This is a genomic window from Fulvivirga sp. M361 (genome assembly GCF_007097395.1).
GTDB lineage: Bacteria > Bacteroidota > Bacteroidia > Cytophagales > Cyclobacteriaceae > Fulvivirga.
The window spans coordinates 20,267-36,905 of sequence record NZ_VKDC01000042.1; the positions used below are offsets into that span (position 1 = coordinate 20,267).

Annotated in this window: 14 protein-coding genes and 1 tRNA gene; 9 read left to right on the top strand and 6 right to left on the bottom strand. The window is 39.9% G+C overall.

Translation table 11 applies throughout. The features are described 5' to 3' along the window. Positions 1-378 precede the first annotated feature (378 nt). Positions 379-642, top strand: a complete 264-nt coding sequence (locus FNH22_RS27535) for a hypothetical protein (protein ID WP_143401744.1) — start codon at positions 379-381, stop codon at positions 640-642. Between the two features lie 59 nt (positions 643-701). On the opposite strand, the gene FNH22_RS27540 is transcribed toward FNH22_RS27535, so the two are convergent. Genes FNH22_RS27540 through FNH22_RS27555 form a run of 4 tightly spaced genes read right to left on the bottom strand, consistent with a single transcriptional unit; the run spans position 702 to position 4,734 of the window. After that, on the bottom strand, positions 702-1,553 hold the full coding sequence (locus FNH22_RS27540) for a transglutaminase family protein (protein ID WP_143401745.1): 852 nt from the start codon (positions 1,551-1,553) through the stop codon (positions 702-704). Between the two features lie 2 nt (positions 1,554-1,555). After that, on the bottom strand, positions 1,556-2,299 hold the full coding sequence (locus FNH22_RS27545; protein WP_143401746.1) for a peptidase: 744 nt from the start codon (positions 2,297-2,299) through the stop codon (positions 1,556-1,558). Further along, positions 2,296-3,276, bottom strand: a complete 981-nt coding sequence (locus FNH22_RS27550; protein ID WP_143401747.1) for an alpha-E domain-containing protein — start codon at positions 3,274-3,276, stop codon at positions 2,296-2,298. Before FNH22_RS27550 ends, FNH22_RS27545 begins: the two co-directional genes overlap by 4 nt. Before the next feature lie 30 nt (positions 3,277-3,306). Continuing rightward, entirely contained in the window at positions 3,307-4,734 is a 1,428-nt protein-coding gene (locus tag FNH22_RS27555) for a circularly permuted type 2 ATP-grasp protein (RefSeq protein WP_143401748.1), read from the bottom strand. 206 nt (positions 4,735-4,940) lie between these two features. On the opposite strand from FNH22_RS27555, the gene purL reads away from it, so the two are divergent. From purL to FNH22_RS27590, 7 genes are all read left to right on the top strand, one after another. Further along, complete coding sequence (gene purL / locus FNH22_RS27560) at positions 4,941-8,660, top strand: phosphoribosylformylglycinamidine synthase (RefSeq protein ID WP_143401749.1); 3,720 nt, start codon at positions 4,941-4,943, stop codon at positions 8,658-8,660. 61 nt (positions 8,661-8,721) lie between these two features. Next, positions 8,722-9,285, top strand: a complete 564-nt coding sequence (locus FNH22_RS27565) for a DUF4136 domain-containing protein (RefSeq protein WP_143401750.1) — start codon at positions 8,722-8,724, stop codon at positions 9,283-9,285. 81 nt (positions 9,286-9,366) lie between these two features. Next, positions 9,367-9,439, top strand: a tRNA-Gln gene (locus FNH22_RS27570). Between the two features lie 101 nt (positions 9,440-9,540). Continuing rightward, entirely contained in the window at positions 9,541-10,473 is a 933-nt protein-coding gene (locus tag FNH22_RS27575; protein ID WP_143401751.1) for a ribose-phosphate pyrophosphokinase, read from the top strand. 33 nt (positions 10,474-10,506) lie between these two features. Then, positions 10,507-11,133, top strand: a complete 627-nt coding sequence (locus tag FNH22_RS27580) for a 50S ribosomal protein L25/general stress protein Ctc (RefSeq protein ID WP_143401752.1) — start codon at positions 10,507-10,509, stop codon at positions 11,131-11,133. Positions 11,134-11,220: 87 nt separating this feature from the next. Then, on the top strand, positions 11,221-11,781 hold the full coding sequence (gene pth / locus FNH22_RS27585; RefSeq protein ID WP_143401753.1) for an aminoacyl-tRNA hydrolase: 561 nt from the start codon (positions 11,221-11,223) through the stop codon (positions 11,779-11,781). A 15-nt stretch (positions 11,782-11,796) separates the two neighbouring features. Then, positions 11,797-12,096 carry a thiamine-binding protein gene (locus tag FNH22_RS27590; RefSeq protein ID WP_143401754.1) on the top strand — a complete coding sequence of 100 codons (300 nt, stop codon included), beginning with the start codon at positions 11,797-11,799 and terminating at the stop codon, positions 12,094-12,096. On the opposite strand, the gene metG is transcribed toward FNH22_RS27590, so the two are convergent. Continuing rightward, positions 12,093-14,144, bottom strand: a complete 2,052-nt coding sequence (metG, locus tag FNH22_RS27595) for a methionine--tRNA ligase (protein WP_143401755.1) — start codon at positions 14,142-14,144, stop codon at positions 12,093-12,095. The genes FNH22_RS27590 and metG overlap by 4 nt on opposite strands. A 69-nt stretch (positions 14,145-14,213) precedes the next feature. Between metG and FNH22_RS27600 the strand changes: the two genes are divergently transcribed. After that, positions 14,214-14,396 (top strand): hypothetical protein, encoded by a 183-nt coding sequence (locus FNH22_RS27600; protein WP_143401756.1) that lies wholly within the window; start codon positions 14,214-14,216, stop codon positions 14,394-14,396. An 87-nt stretch (positions 14,397-14,483) separates the two neighbouring features. Here the strand turns inward: FNH22_RS27600 and FNH22_RS27605 are convergent, their stop codons facing one another. After that, positions 14,484-16,520, bottom strand: coding sequence for a tetratricopeptide repeat protein (locus FNH22_RS27605; RefSeq protein ID WP_143401757.1), 2,037 nt, complete (start codon positions 16,518-16,520; stop codon positions 14,484-14,486). Positions 16,521-16,639: the final 119 nt, after the last annotated feature.

Consider the following 16,639-nt stretch of genomic DNA (forward strand, 5'->3'; position numbering starts at 1 on the left):
TTTCAAGGTTTTTGCAACAGAATGATATTATTCTTTAAATGCTTTACTTTAAACTTTGGTGATTATTGTCTGTCGACACCCGGATAAACACTTTTTATCGCTTATTATTAACAAAATAGCCCAAAAGACTGGTCTGATAACCAAACCAAGCTACCGGGTTATTTGCCGATTAAAGGAGATTGTGCAGCATTTTTACTCATCTAGAGATAGTTACATATCCGCTTACTTTTAATCCTATTCTAAATTTGCTATCATTGGCCCAAAATTACCGAGAATTTGAATAGTCGCGTACGTAATAAGTTAATTCAGCTCGCTCGCACCGACGAGGGCCCTATTTCTTACAGAAGATTAATCAACCAAGCTGATTTAGGGTTGAACATGGATATCAAACATGAGAAGCAGCTTCTGGGTGAGATACTGGATGAAATATCAGAAGAGGAACACGAGGAAAATCGTCCATTGCTTAGCGCATTGATACAAGATAAAAAAGCCGGTCAAGGGGATCGCTTCTTTAAACTTTGTGAGCAATTGGGCATGGGCGATTGGAAAGAGCTCAAAAAGAATGAACCGTTCAGAGAAGAACATATTAAAAAGTGCCGTGAGTTCTGGAAGGAAGACACTAACTATAAAAAGTTTTTCTAGGTTTTTACAACAGGCCTTTCCATTCAATAAAGCAGTAGATCTTCATTCGAAGGTGAAGTTCAGTCCATCTTTCTGATAGTGACCGTACTTTCCATGTTTGAAATGGCCGAGCCTCTGTAAGAACCATTTACAGGCATGGTAAATTTAGGCTCACTACCTACAGCTAAAGGCACAAAATGATCAGTAGCAAAAAGTCCAAGACTAGGGTCTACTCCTATCCAACCTCCCCCTGGTATAAACACTTCCAGCCAAGCATGTAGCTCATGACCGTTTCTCTGCTCAGGATTAAAAGAATACCCACTCACAAAACGAGTGGCCAGTTTTAAATACCTCAGCATGATCATCATCATCCATGCCAGATCCCTGCATGATCCCTTTTTTTTGTTGTAACATTCATCTGACGACCACACATCAGGATGCAAGCGGATACTATGGTCCCAGTTTTTATGAATATGTCCTAGCAAATTGGTTAAGGTAGCAATTATATCATTTCTTGCTCCTGCCACCATATCACTAAGTAACGTTTTCATATCCTCTGTTATCATTTCTTCATCATAGCGCAAAAACGGATTTAACGCATGTGTCTTTTCAAAAGCATATAGTTCTGAGTGAGATAAATCCACTTCCGGAAATGGTAAAAAAGTAAATGGATTGAAAGGTTCTAAACTCAATACCATGTCCACTTCTATGTGCAGCATATTTTGCATTTCTGCAAACCATATCTGCTTTGTAGGATTATTAAATATATCAAGTACATCCGCAGTCCCTAATGGTTGAGGGGATATGTCAAATGATATATGCTCTACTGTTACATAAGGCCGTTGCAATGGATACATCAGCAGGTAATGCGGCTCAAGGAAAACTGTCTTAGAATAGCTATACAGTGTGTTATGCCTGATATTCAAGCGCATAACTATAGAACTTCCTTGCGAAGGTTCAGATTTTGGAAAGCCTTATCCAGCGCTTCAGCAGGAAGCTGGTCAATAGCATTACGCAAATGTGAATTCCAGAATTCTGAAATATGACCTAATTCTTTTTCTTCAAATCGGTTCTCCAATATAAGATAACCGTCATTTCTCATAATCACCGTATCAATGGGATAGTCCACATCATTAGCACTTATACGAGTTGCATCAAATGACAGAAAAGCACTTTTTAAGGCAAATTCCAGATCAGTCTCATAAGTTAACGATCTTTTTAAAATTGGATTGCCAAAACCTGTATTACCAATAATGACATAAGGTGTATTTTCTCCAACCTCTATCCAGTTCCCCTGAGGATAGAGCAAGTACAATTTGGGTTCATTGTCCTGCTCCAATTGGCCACCCACTATGGCATACAGATTGAAGGCCATACCACTTTCCGCTAATGAAACCTTGTCTTCACGGGCAACTCTTTTTACCTGATCTCCAAATTTATTTACCGCCTCATACAGCTTATTGAAAGTTTGGTCCTCCTCCTCTATCACTTCTTTGAAATAAGTGATGGCCTTATCTCTCACCGAGCGCAGCCCGGACGTCATGATAAAAAAGGAATGCTTTTCTCTTTTTACTGTAAATATCTTTTTCGCAGTAGTAGTATCGCTACCGGAGGTAATACGTGTATCAGCCAGTCCAATTACACCTGATCTCGTTTTGATCCCTAAACAATATGTCATTCTTGAAGACTTTGGATTCCGGTAAAGTTATCGGTAATCTTAAAAAAGCGGTTATGTATTTCGTCGGAAATGTTATTTATTTTTATCTGAATAGAATCCATGAACTCATGTAATCCAAAATCCATCACGTCATTGACATCAGCAAACTCCAGCTCAGAGCGTAACGCTCCTAATTTTTTTTCTGCCACATTGGAATAACCGGATTCTTGAGATCCCGATACGCAATGTAACCCCTTTTCTGCCTGTCTCAGGCAAAAGAGTATTGATCTGGGGAAATACTGATCCAATGCCAGAAATTCCAGTACACCAGCGGGTTCGATACCTCCATAAAAACGTCGGTAAGTATTAAAGCCACCTACCGATTTCAATAAAGCAGCCCAGTGCAAAAAGTCCAATGTAGAACCTACCTCTTCCAGGGAAGGAAGCAATATATGGTATTTCACATCAAGTATTCGTGAAGTTTTATCTGCACGCTCCAGGAATTGTCCAATTTGACTAAAGTACCAGCCTTCAGTCCGGGAAACAGAATTATCTGCAATACCATAGATTAACTGAATACCGTATTTTATTTGTTCAAAAAAAACACGAGGGTCGTTCTTAAGCCAGACCTTCTTCTTTTTGGCATTTTTTACAATGTAGTATAATTCATTGAGTTTTTCCCACGATTCACGCGCCAGGTTTTCGCGTATAATCCTTGCATTTTCGCGTGCCCTTGAAATAGATGAAATAATAGAATTAGGATTTTCTTCATCAAACGTCATAAAAAAGACGACATTATCACGGCTGAAATTATTATACTTCGAGGTATACCAATCCTTATCACCCGTTACTGTTACGAGTGGTTCCCATTGTTCATTTAACCCCGGAGGCAGATCCAGCAATAAGTTTAAGTTAACGTCAATAAAACGTGCATAATTTTCTGCACGTTCCACATACCTGCCTAACCAATAAATGGAGTCTGCTACTCTGCTCAACATACTTGACTATATTTCTATTGACTTTTTCATTTAACTGTATAGGACCCATGTATCCTTACTCCCTCCTCCCTGAGAGGAATTAACCACAAGCGAATCTTTCACAAGAGCCACCCTGGTAAGTGCACCCGGCAGTACCTCTATTTTTTCTCCGTAAAGAACATATGGTCTCAGGTCTACATGACGGCCTTCTATGCAATTGCCATCCAGCGTAGGCACTGTAGACAAGGATAATGTCGGTTGTGCAATATAGTTTCTCGGGTTCTTTTTGATCTTATTATAAAACTCATTTTGCAGTTCTTTCGTAGATCTGGGCCCTATTAACATCCCATAACCTCCGGCTGCATTCGTTTCTTTCACCACCAGTTCACTTAAATGTTCTAATACATATTCAAGATCTTTCTGTCTGGAACATAAATAGGTGGGCACATTAGATAGTAATGGCTCTTGGTTCAAATAGTACCTGATCATATCCGGCACATAGGCATATACCGCCTTATCGTCTGCCACACCTGTACCAGGGGCATTGGCAAAGGCAAGATGACCGGCCTTGTAGGCATCGAAAAAACCAGGAGTCCCCAGTAGTGAATCAGGGTTAAAGTTAAGTGGGTCCAGAAACAGGTCATCAATTCTGCGATACAATACGTCGACCTGTCGTAACCCTTGAGTTGTATGCATATACAACCTGTTGTTTTCTACAATCAAATCAGGTCCCGTCACCAGCTCAACACCCATTTGCTGTGCGAGGTAAGAGTGCTCAAAATAGGCTGAATTAAAAACACCGGGAGTAAGCACGGCAACCACAGGCTTTGCTTTACCGGATAGATACTTTAACATGCTCAATAGCTTTCCGGGATAATCCGATACAGGACGAACACCCAGTTGATAAAAGAGATCCGGAAATACGCGCTTGATTATTTCACGGTTTTCCAATAAATAAGAAACTCCTGAAGGACAACGGAGGTTGTCTTCAAGAACGTAAAACTCTCCATCCTTATCCCGTACTAAATCAGTACCTGTAATATGACACCAAATGCCTTTAGGAGGAGTGAAACCGACGCAAGGTTCCAGGTAATCTTTACTGGATAAGATAAGGTCTGAAGGCACAACTTTATCCTTGAGTATTTTTCGATCATTATAGATGTCCTGGATGAATAAATTGATGGCCTCAATCCTCTGTTGGAGACCAATTTCCAGCTTCTTCCAGTCTGTGGCATTTATAATCCTTGGTACAACATCCAAATGTAATATTTTTTCAAGGCCTTGCTTGTCATGGTATACATTGAATGTCATACCCATAGCAAGCTGAGACTTCCCTGTAGAATGTTGAAGTTGTTTAAGTCTCTTCCTTGATATTTCGTTTATTTTATCTTTGAACTTCTGATAGTGTGGGCGGCATTTTCCAGCCTGATCGAACATCTCATCATAAATTCCAGGATCGTTGGGTAAATTAAAATCCATATATTCCTTGATTTCTCTTTAAGATTTAACTAAAAAATGGATGAAAGTCAATGCAACTAGGTGCAATTGGGTAAAAAAACACCCAAATCGGATAAAATAGATCGTATTAACATACGGATAACCTTTAAAAATTATTTTAGTCCTCATTTATTATGTATTTCTCTACTTTTGTGGCACAACCACTTACACTTCTTATATTGGAATAAATGATACAGTTCTTTCATGGCCCGATGAGTTCGGTTTATGCAGTAAAAACCAATGCTCCGATTAACGAAAATGATGTCAACAAACTGGTATGGTTATTTGGCAATGCTTCTCCTGAAAAGGCTGACCAAATAACAGGGTATTTCATGGGACCCAGGAAGGAAATGATCACTCCGTGGAGTACAAATGCAGTTGAGATATGTCAAAATATGGGTATCTCGGGTATAGATCGGATTGAACAGTTTGTACAGGTAGATGGCAAAAACGTGCCACATGATCCAATGCTTTCTGTTATTTATGAAGGACTTGACCATGAAATATTCACACTTTCACATGCTCCGGAACCGGTGATAGAAATTGAAGATATTGCCGCCTACAATGCTCAGGAAGGACTGGCGCTAAATAAGGAAGAAATAGAATATCTCAATTCTGTGAGTGAACAACTGGGCAGAAAGCTTACTGACAGTGAAATATTTGGCTTTTCGCAGGTTAACTCTGAACATTGCCGACATAAGATATTCAATGGCACATTTGTTATTGACGGCAAAGAAATGGACCGTTCATTATTCCAAATGATCAAACAGACTTCGGTCGAAAATCACAACCTGATCGTATCGGCTTACAAGGATAATGTAGCCTTTGTTTCCGGGCCTACAGTAGAACAGTTTGCTCCTAAAACTCAACATCGACCGGATTACTTTGAGACCAAAGACATAGAAACTGTTATTAGTCTTAAAGCAGAAACTCATAATTTTCCTACCACGGTAGAGCCTTTTAACGGTGCTGCTACAGGCTCCGGAGGCGAGATACGTGATCGTCTGGCCGGTGGTAAAGGCAGCCTGCCTTTGGCGGGTACGGCAGTATATATGACGTCTTATTCGCGGCTTGAGAAGGACCGGTCCTGGGAACAAAAGACAAAAGCCCGTCCCTGGTTATATCAAACACCCCTGGACATTTTAATAAAGGCTTCTGATGGGGCCAGTGACTTTGGTAATAAATTTGGCCAACCGCTTATCTCAGGGAGTATATTAACCTTTGAACATGAAGAAGCGGATAAATTTCATGGTTTTGACAAGGTTATTATGCTTGCCGGTGGTATTGGTTTTGGCAAAAAAGAGGATAGTCTAAAAGAAGTCCCAAAAGAGGGAGATAAGATCGTTATACTCGGCGGTGATAATTATCGTATTGGCATGGGGGGTAGCGCTGTCTCTTCAGTCGCTACAGGAGAATTTGGCAATGCAATAGAACTCAACGCTATTCAACGTTCTAACCCTGAAATGCAAAAAAGAGCTATGAATGCTATCCGTGCAATGGAAGAAAGTGCTGAAAACCCAATCGTTTCCATTCATGACCATGGCGCCGGAGGTCATTTAAATTGTCTTTCCGAACTGGTAGAAGAAACCGGAGGAAAAATTGATATAAATGCATTACCAGTAGGTGATCCCACCCTATCAGATAAAGAAATAGCCGGTAATGAATCACAAGAGCGCATGGGGTTAGTGATGCGTGATAAAGATCTTGATGTACTTAAACAAGTTGCTGAACGTGAACGGGCACCTATGTATGTAGTAGGTGATGTAACCAACGACGGTAAATTCGTTTTTGAAAATAAAGAGACCGGTAAAAACGCTATCGACTGGAACCTTTCTCATATGTTTGGTTCCTCACCAAAATTGGTGTTAGAGGACAGCCGGAATGATCAACAATTTGAAGCGTTAGACTACGACTCAACGAAACTCTATGTCTATCTTGAACAAGTGCTTCAGTTAGAAGCTGTTGCTTGCAAAGATTGGTTAACGAATAAAGTAGATAGATCCGTAACGGGTAAAGTCGCCAAACAGCAAACATGCGGCGAGATACAACTACCACTGAATAATGTAGGGGTAATGATGCTTGACTATAGCAGTCTTAAAGGAGTAGCCACTTCTATTGGTCATGCTCCGGTACCTGCATTGATAGACCCTGTGGCAGGGTCAAAACTGTCGGTAGCCGAAGCACTTACTAACCTGGTATGGGCCCCCTTAACCCATGGTTTAAAAGGGGTATCATTAAGTGCTAATTGGATGTGGCCTGCAAAAAATAAAGGGGAAAATGCGCGCCTTTATGAAGCTGTAAAAGCATTAAGTGATTTTGCTATAGCATTAGGTATTAATGTACCTACAGGAAAAGACTCCCTTTCTATGACACAAAAGTATCCTGACGGAAAAACCGTATATTCTCCAGGTACTGTTATTGTGAGTTCCGCTGCCGAAGTTTCAGATGTGACTAAAATCATCAGCCCTGACTTGAAAAAGGTGAATGGTTCAGTACTGGTCTATATTGATTTCACAAAAGACGACTTCCATTTAGGTGGTAGTTCTTTTGCCCAGGTTATTAATCAATTAGGTAATGAAACCCCACAGGTATCTGATGCTGATTACTTTATCAAGGCATTTGAAAGCTTGCAACAGGCTATCAATCAAAACCTTGTATTATCCGGTCATGATATTTCTGCCGGGGGCATGATTACAGCATTGCTCGAAATGTGCTTTCCTTCTCTTAAATCCGGTATGACAATAGACTTATCAAAGTTTGAAGAAAATGATCATATCAAATTACTGTTCAGCGAAAAACCGGGGGTAATTATTCAAACTGAAAAGCTTGATGAGGTAGAAAGGATATTTTCTTCTGCTAACCTGTCTTATTATGTCATTGGCTCCTATGAAGAGACCGGAAAAGTCAGCATAGGAACGGGTGATACATTACATAATTTTAACGTAGATGAATTAAGAGACACCTGGTTTAAAACCTCTTACTTGCTTGACCGTAGTCAATCTGGTAGTGAACTGGCTAAATCCAGATATGATAATTACAAGCATCAGGCACTGAACTATGTTTTTCCTGAAAATTTCTCAGGGAAACTGAATGACTACGGCATAGATGCAAAAAGAAAATCGAGGTCTAATATAAAAGCCGCTATTATTCGAGAAAAGGGCGTTAACGGGGACCGTGAAATGGCATGGGTCATGCATTTGGCCGGCTTCGATGTAAAAGATGTGCACATGACTGATCTAATCAATGAACGTGAGGATCTTACCGATGTTAATTTCATTGTTTTTGTAGGTGGCTTTTCTAACAGCGACGTTCTGGGTTCTTCAAAAGGCTGGGCTGGAGCTTTTCTCTATAACCCCAAGGCTAAGCAGGCGTTGGATAACTTTTATGCCAGGGAAGATACACTGAGCCTGGGGGTATGCAATGGATGTCAACTTATGATGGAGCTTGGCTTACTATATCCCGGTCTGGAGAAGCATCCTAAAATGCATCATAATGCCTCCGGCAAGTTTGAATCTTCTTTCCTTACCCTCGATATCCCTGAAAACAACTCAGTAATGTTAAAGTCATTTGAAGGTAGTAGATTAGGGGTATGGCTGGCCCATGGTGAAGGTCGTTTTGTATTACCGGGAAAGATCTCGGACTACAACATAGCAAGTTATTATACTTATTCACAGTACCCCGGCAACCCTAACGGCTCAGATTTTTCTACCGCGGCCTTAGCTTCATTTGATGGACGTCATCTGGCTATAATGCCTCATATTGAAAGATCACTATACCCATATAATTGGGCTGACTATCCGAGAGTTAGGAAAGAAGATGAGGTTTCTCCCTGGATAGAAGCCTTTGTAAATGCAAAAAATTGGGTTGAAAAAAATCAAAAGAGGGCAAGTGTTGTTAAAATGACATAACATCATTTCTTAATAAAGAAAAATTGCAGTAAATTCATAAGCTGTTTAAAATTGTGATAACATGAAAAAGCCTTTATACCTGACTCTTATTGTGATCTTATCCGGATGTTTCGGCTATAAAGAACTCCCCGTAGAATACGATTATAGCTACAAGGGGCGATTCAATAAATACAAATCTTACGATTTCATTGTAAGCAATACGTTATTGGGTTCTGATACAACACTTGTAAAGTCTTCTATTGCCCAGCATATGAAGTTCTTGGGTTACAAGCGAAAGAAGAATAAGCCAGACCTTCTTTTAAACTATGCTGTATTTTATGACAGTCTTAAATTCAGGGGTTATGATCAACCTGACATTAATGATTGGATGAAAAGCCGGGACCGTGATTTAGATTATAATCAACTCAAATTCAATCTTGACCAGGGCACATTGCTGATCCAGGTATTTGACAGGAAGCAAAATTCTTCAATATGGCAAGGATATGCTACCGATGAATACTCAAAACTCAACTTCGATAACTACCAGGAGGTACGTAATGCCGTCAAGTCAATCCTCAATAAATACCAGTTTTTCGCTGATGGTTTCATTGAAGAACAAAAGAAGCGAGCACAATTGGCTAACTAGAATTATTTTTCATTCTGCTCTTTAGATTTTAGCAAATTAATTTTTAAATTTGCCACCTCAAAAAATCAGGAAAGATATTAATGCCCGATGGTGTAACTGGCAACACGTCTGATTTTGGTTCAGAAGAGTCTAGGTTCGAGCCCTAGTCGGGCAACTTTAAGAGACTGTTTTTTTGAGAAACATGTAAGTGTTTTAAAATAAAACCGGGGTAAGCTTGAGCTTGCCCCGGTTTATTTTGGGTTTTCTACAACGGTTATGTCATCAGTAAAAATATTTTCAGGAAGTGCCACAACCTATTTATCAGAACAAATAGCTAATGCTTACGGAAAGCCTTTAGGCGAAGCAACGTTACAGGTTTTCAGTGATGGAGAAATGGCTCCGTATTTTGCTGAATCTGTAAGAGGGTGTGATGTATTTATCATACAATCTACTTTCGGGCCTTCTGACAACCTTGTAGAGCTCTTGCTCATGATAGACGCTGCCAAGAGGGCCAGCGCCAAATATGTCACTATCGTTGTCCCTTATTTTGGATACGCACGACAAGATAGAAAAGATAAGCCACGTGTAGCTATAGCGGCTAAGTTAATGGCCAACCTATTATCCGCTGCCGGCGCTCATCGCATCATGACGTGCGATCTCCATGCGGATCAAATTCAAGGGTTCTTTGATATACCCGTTGACCACCTGGACGGCACAGCGATTTTTGTACCTTATCTTCGATCATTAAATCTTGAAAACCTCATTTTTGCTTCTCCTGATGTAGGTGGAGTGAAGAGAACCAGAAGCTTTGCTAAATTTTTCAGCGCAGAATTAGTGGTATGCGATAAGTATAGAGAAAGAGCAAATGAAGTAGCTTCGATGCGTTTAATAGGTGATGTGAAGGGTAAAGACGTAGTACTGGTAGATGACCTTATAGATACCGGTGGGACGATGTGTAAAGCAGCGGCATTAATTAAAGAAAACGGGGCCAACTCGGTGAGAGCGGTTGTAACGCATCCTGTATTATCAGGAAAAGCCTATGAAAATCTGAATAACTCTGTTCTGGAAGAATTGGTTGTTTCAGATAGTATTCCTTTAAAAGGAAAGTCCGATAAAATCAGAGTTTTGACACTATGTGATCTATTCGCAAAAGCGATACGTAATGTGCACACACACGGTTCAATCAGCTCACTTTTTATACAGAAATAATATCAATATTTAATAGTAACCAAATTTATAATTATGAAAACAGTTGAGATTATAGGGTTTAAAAGAGCAAATCTCGGCAAATCAGAAGCCAAGAGACTTAGAGCTGACAGCCAGGTACCTTGCGTTTTATACGGAGGTGATGAGCAAATTCATTTTTCAGCTCCAATGATTCTTTTCAGAGAGTTGGTATATACTGATGAAGCCCATTTTGTTCATTTGAACATAGAAGGTAAAGAGTTTCAGGCTGTACTTCAAGATATACAGTTCCATCCTGTAAGTGAAGTAATCCTTCATGTAGATTTTCTACAGATCTTTGAAGGCAAAAAACTGAAAATGGATATCCCTGTTCACTTTGAAGGCACATCACCAGGTGTAGCTAAAGGTGGAACACTCATTAAGAAAAGGAGACATCTGAGGGTGTTGGCATTGCCTAAAGATATGCCTGAACATATTGTTGTAGATTTAGGTAAACTGGACTTTGGCAGAGCTGTAAAGGTCAACGAAATTGAAGTCAGCAATTTTGAAATACTTGATTCATCGATTGCTTCCGTAGCCGTGGTAGAGGTACCGAGAGCACTTAGAGGTAAAACAGATGAAGAAGAAGACGGAGTAGGAGAAGAGGTGGAAGAAGCTGCAACTCCTGAAGGCGGCGACGAATAAATAGCAGTCATATGAAAAGTTAAATCCTGCTCTGATCGAGCAGGATTTTTTTGTTTATAGACTATTTTTAACCTCATAATTAAAAAGATGAAATATTTAGTAGCTGGCTTAGGCAACATAGGCATAGAATATGAGCTAACGCGTCACAACATAGGCTTCCTGGTCCTGGACCGTCTGGCAGACGAGCATAATACATCTTTTGAACACAATCGCTATGCAGATAAAGCCGATATAAAGTACAAGGGACGGCATATTCACCTTATAAAACCCACGACCTTTATGAATCTAAGTGGGAAAGCGCTCAATTATTGGCTAAAAGAACTGAAAGTACCAAAAGAAAACTTATTGGTAATTGTAGATGAAATTGCACTACCATTTGGCAATTTAAGAATGCGTGCCAAAGGCTCCTCGGCCGGACACAATGGTCTGAAAAACATTGAACAACTTACAGGAGGGCAGGATTACCCCAGGCTTAAATTTGGTGTAGGAGATGACTTCCCAAGAGGCAGACAAGCAGATTATGTACTGAGTAATTTCACCAAGCATGAATTTGAAGAATTGCCCTTTAAAATGGATAAAGCAATTGAGATGATATTTTCTTTTTGTACTGCTGGAATAGAAAGAACAATGGGTCAGTTCAACGATTAGCATCAGAAACAACATATGGAAAATACAATCAACGCAGCTATACAGATAATCCCCAAAACTACCCTGAAAGATTATTACCCACTGATTGACGCAGCTATCGATGTGATCAAAGATTCAGGATTGAAATATATCGTTACACCTATGGAAACAGTGATAGAAGGTGAATACGGCAAAGTACTTGCTTTACTGGAACGTGCTCAGCGCGCATCTATTGAAGCCGGGGCTGAAGAATTGATCGTAAATATTAAGCTCCATATCAGGAACGGTTCAGATATCACATTCGAAGAAAAAACAGCTAAACACCAGCAAGGTTAACTAACCATAGCACCATTATCCACTGTTTCTGAGGGCAATACAAATTTCAAATCTCCCGATGAGTCTTCAGCCATTAATATCATTCCCTGCGACTCAATACCCATCATTTTCCTGGGGGCCAGGTTAACCAACACACTAACCTGCTTACCAATGATCTCCTCAGGACCGTAGTGCTGTGCTATTCCACTCAGAATAGTTCTTTTGTCTATTCCGGTATCAACGAGCAGTTTCAACAGTTTTTTAGACTTGGGCATAGCTTCTGCAGTAAGTACAGTACCTATCCGGATGTCTAACTTAGAAAAGTCATCATATGTAATTCCCGGTTTGGGGGCTTTAACAGGTACTTCCGCCTGTGCGTTCTGATCTTTGGTATTTTGTAGTTTTTGAATTTGAGCTGCTATTACGTGATCTTCTATTTTCTCAAATAGTAGCTCCACCTCACCGAGTTGATGTCCTGCCATCAACAATTCTGCCCCACCAGCACTGTCCCAGTTACTAATGGGAGTTCTCAGAATATTTAGGAGTTTTAATGACGTTTTAGGCAAAAATGGTTCTCCCAATATGGCCAGATTTGCGGCTATTTGAAGCGCAATATTTAAAATAGTGTGAACACGTTCAGGATTATCTTTTATCATCTTCCAGGGTTCGGTATCAGCCAGGTATTTATTTCCTGTCCTCGCCAGGTCAATAAATTCATTCAGGCCATCTCTGAACTTGAAGGCTTCTAACGCTTTTGCGATCCTTTCAGGGGTTTCTTTTACCCGGTTAATAGCTTCTGTGTCTATGTCAAAAAGTTCGCGTCGTTCGGGTATCTTTCCATTATAATACTTATGAGTAAGTACCAGCGCCCTGTTAATAAAATTACCATAAATGGCCACCAATTCGTTATTATTCCTGGCCTGGAAATCTTTCCATGTAAAATCATTATCTTTCGTTTCAGGCGCATTGGCACACAATGTATATCTAAGTACATCCTCCTTGCCCGGTAGCTCTTCCAAATATTCGTGCAGCCAGACGGCCCAGTTGCGCGAAGTGCTGATCTTGTCTCCTTCCAGGTTAAGAAATTCATTAGCAGGCACATTATCAGGTAAAATATAACTGCCTTCTGCTTTTAGAATACTCGGAAATATAATACAATGAAATACAATGTTATCCTTTCCAATAAAATGTATCAGTCGTGTATCCTTTGCTTTCCAATAAGGCTCCCAATCTTTCCCATGACTCCGGGCCCATTCTTTAGTAGCAGATATATACCCAATAGGCGCGTCAAACCAAACGTAAAGCACCTTCCCATCGGCCCCTTCTACCGGCACTTTTACTCCCCAATCCAAATCCCGGGTCATTGCTCTGGGTCGAAGACCTGCATCCAGCCATGACTTACACTGTCCATAGACATTGGCTTTCCATTCTTTATGATCTTCCAATATCCACTGACGTAACCAGTTCTCATAATTCTCCATAGGCAGGTACCAGTGTGTGGTTTCCTTACGAACCGGTTCCCCCCCGCTCAAGGCAGATTTGGGTTTTATCAGCTCTGAAGGACTCAATGAAGAACCACATTTTTCACATTGATCACCATAAGCCTGATCGTAATTACAATTAGGACAAGTACCTATAATATAACGGTCTGCAAGAAATTGCCCTGCCTCTTCATCATAATATTGTGATGAGGTTTTCTCTTTAAAGACTCCCTGATCAAAGAGCTTTTTAAACAGTTGCGAAGAAGTCTCATGATGTACTTGAGCAGAGGTTCGGGAATAAACATTGAAAGAGATTCCAAACTGTTCAAAGGAGTCTTTTATAATCTCATGGTACTCATCCACTACTTCCTGTGGGGTAACCCCCTCTTTTCTTGCTTTAAGCGTGATAGCCACACCATGCTCATCAGACCCACAAACAAATGCCACATCTCTGCCGCGGCTACGCAAATAGCGAACGTATATATCTGCAGGCACATAAACTCCTGCTAAATGACCTATGTGAACCGGCCCGTTAGCATAAGGTAAAGCAGCGGTAATGGTATATCGGTTATAACTATTCTCTGACATCCTGGTTTCCAATTTGAATGGGCAAAGATATGTGATTCGAAAACAAATTGAGTGAAATATAAAAAGTGAATGTTTTGTAATCAGGAAGGCTTTCTCACCTCGGGTTTTGACATAACGTTTTCATCAACGAGTATAATAGCCGGTGCTTATATCCAGTTATTGGATGTTAACGGCAACAAAGCAGATGGATATTTTGATGTTACTGCTTCTAAATTTGATATTAATGGAAGAAGGCGAAAAGGAAATATATAAGAGAAAATAGTCAGTCAATCTCAGCCGTAAATTTAAGAAGGCCGGTTCATATTATGGACTGACCTTTTTCATACATTGAACGCAGAACTATCCCATTGGAAGACCTACGGTAAACTGAGTATGTCCTTCTCTTGTTTTTGAGTGATTAATCGTACCCCTCAGCTTTTCTACTGCCAGCCTGACCAGGTATAAGCCCAGGCCAGCACTATCGGACACCTCTGAGGCTTTAGAAAAAATATCAAAGATCTTACCCGCCACCTTATCATCAATTCCAATACCATTATCTATCACCTTAAGCTCTACACGACCATTAAGCCTTGTGGCCTCTATTTTGATCCAAGATTCTATTCGGTCCGAACTGTTGTAGAACTTAGAGGCATTTGAGATCAGATTGTTCAAAATAATCTTGACCAATGCATCATCTGATTTGAAAGCAGGAACTTCTTCAATCTTATTTTCTACCTTAATATATTTTGCGACCAACTCCTTTTTATATTCTTTCAGGATGTCTTTCACCACTTTTCTGATATCAATTTCGTGAAGTGTGATTAAAGAGTTATTGATTTGATTAATAATCAAAAGTTTTGAAAGGATAACATTTAACCGATTAGCAGTCATTCCAATCTTTTGAAAATAGTCCAATGACTGGGCATCATCTATATCGATCAACGCTACATTGCACATACCTTGCAACGTAGCCAGTGGACCACGGATATCATGAGAAGTCTTATATATAAAGTTATCCAGATCTATATTGGACTGTAATAAGGCCTCGTTGGTTTCTTTTAGTTCCTTGGTCCGTTCCTTAACTTTTTCTTCTAATACACTGTTAATGTCGTTCAGCTCTTTATTTTTAGTTTCAATTATTGCATTGGCATCAGACAATTGCCGGTTAATTTTCTTTCTTAATTTATTAACACGATACAAAATGACCAGTATAACAGTGATTAAAACAATGATGATCGCGAACAGGGCGAGCAACGTTGTCCTCCTGGAAATTTCTTCATCCTGTGATTGGATAGTTTCAAGATTCTCTCGTTCCTGATAATTGGCCTGACTACTGGCCATCCGAATGATAACATCTTCATTAATGATCAGATTTTTTAAGGAATCATTTATCGTTTGATACTTATAGGCTAACTCAAAGTCTTCTTCCAGAGCATAGATCCTGGCTAACAGTCCATAATTCTTACTACTCCAGTGCTTATAATTATGTTTACTTGCTATTTCCTGACCTTCCCACACCTTTACCAAAGCACTATCCATTTTACCCATATCTACATCCAGCCTGGCCAGATTATAGAGTACAGAAGTTATTCTGATCTTCAAGTCATACTCCCGAGCAATTTTAAGCGCTTTCAAAAAATATTCCCTGGCCAATTTCTGATCTCCATTGGCATAATGACTTAATCCAATACCTCTGTACGATTCAAAGGCTATATTTTCACCACATTCATTTTCACAAAGGTCCAGCGCCTCCTCGTAATATTGCAGCGCTTGATCATGTCTGTTTAAAGAAGTCATACACAGGGCCAAATTGACTAAGGCCGGTAATTCACTACCGGGTTTAGCTTCTCTGTACAGGCTAACGGATCGCGTCAGGTAATCTGCCGCTAACACGTAATTGCGGATTTGATAATAGATCAAGCCGATATTGTTAGCTGATATAGCTACATCCAATTTGTTACCTTGACGTTCACGTAAACCCAGGGACTCCAGGTGATAGACGAGGGCCTGATCATATTCACCATTTTCATAATGGATAATACCCAAACTATTTAATGCATAGATTACCCTGTCTTCAAACCCATTATTTTTAGCCACTTGCAAACTGATTGAATAATGCTTGATTGCTTGCTCAAAATCACCTTTCTTTTGGTATATCCAGCCGACTGCTCGTTCCGCCCGAACCACCATCATGCTGTCTTGAGATTCATAGCCAAGATTCAACGCAACTTCAGCATAATATAAGGCACTATCCAAGTCCGTTTGTCTGTATGAAACAAACTTCTTAAAGGCTTCGTCTGCCGCAGGCTTTTTATTCTGACCAAGCAGAACACCAGCTGCTAAAATGGAGCTTAAGACGAAGAAGCTTATTAAACAAATGATGTGTTTACTAAACATGCGTAATGATAGCTCAAATATTGCTTCATATATGTACAAAAAAAGAATGACCTTCGTATCAAATCATTTCAACTTATTTCGATGTCCACATTTGACAACTTGTAAGAGATGATAAAAAT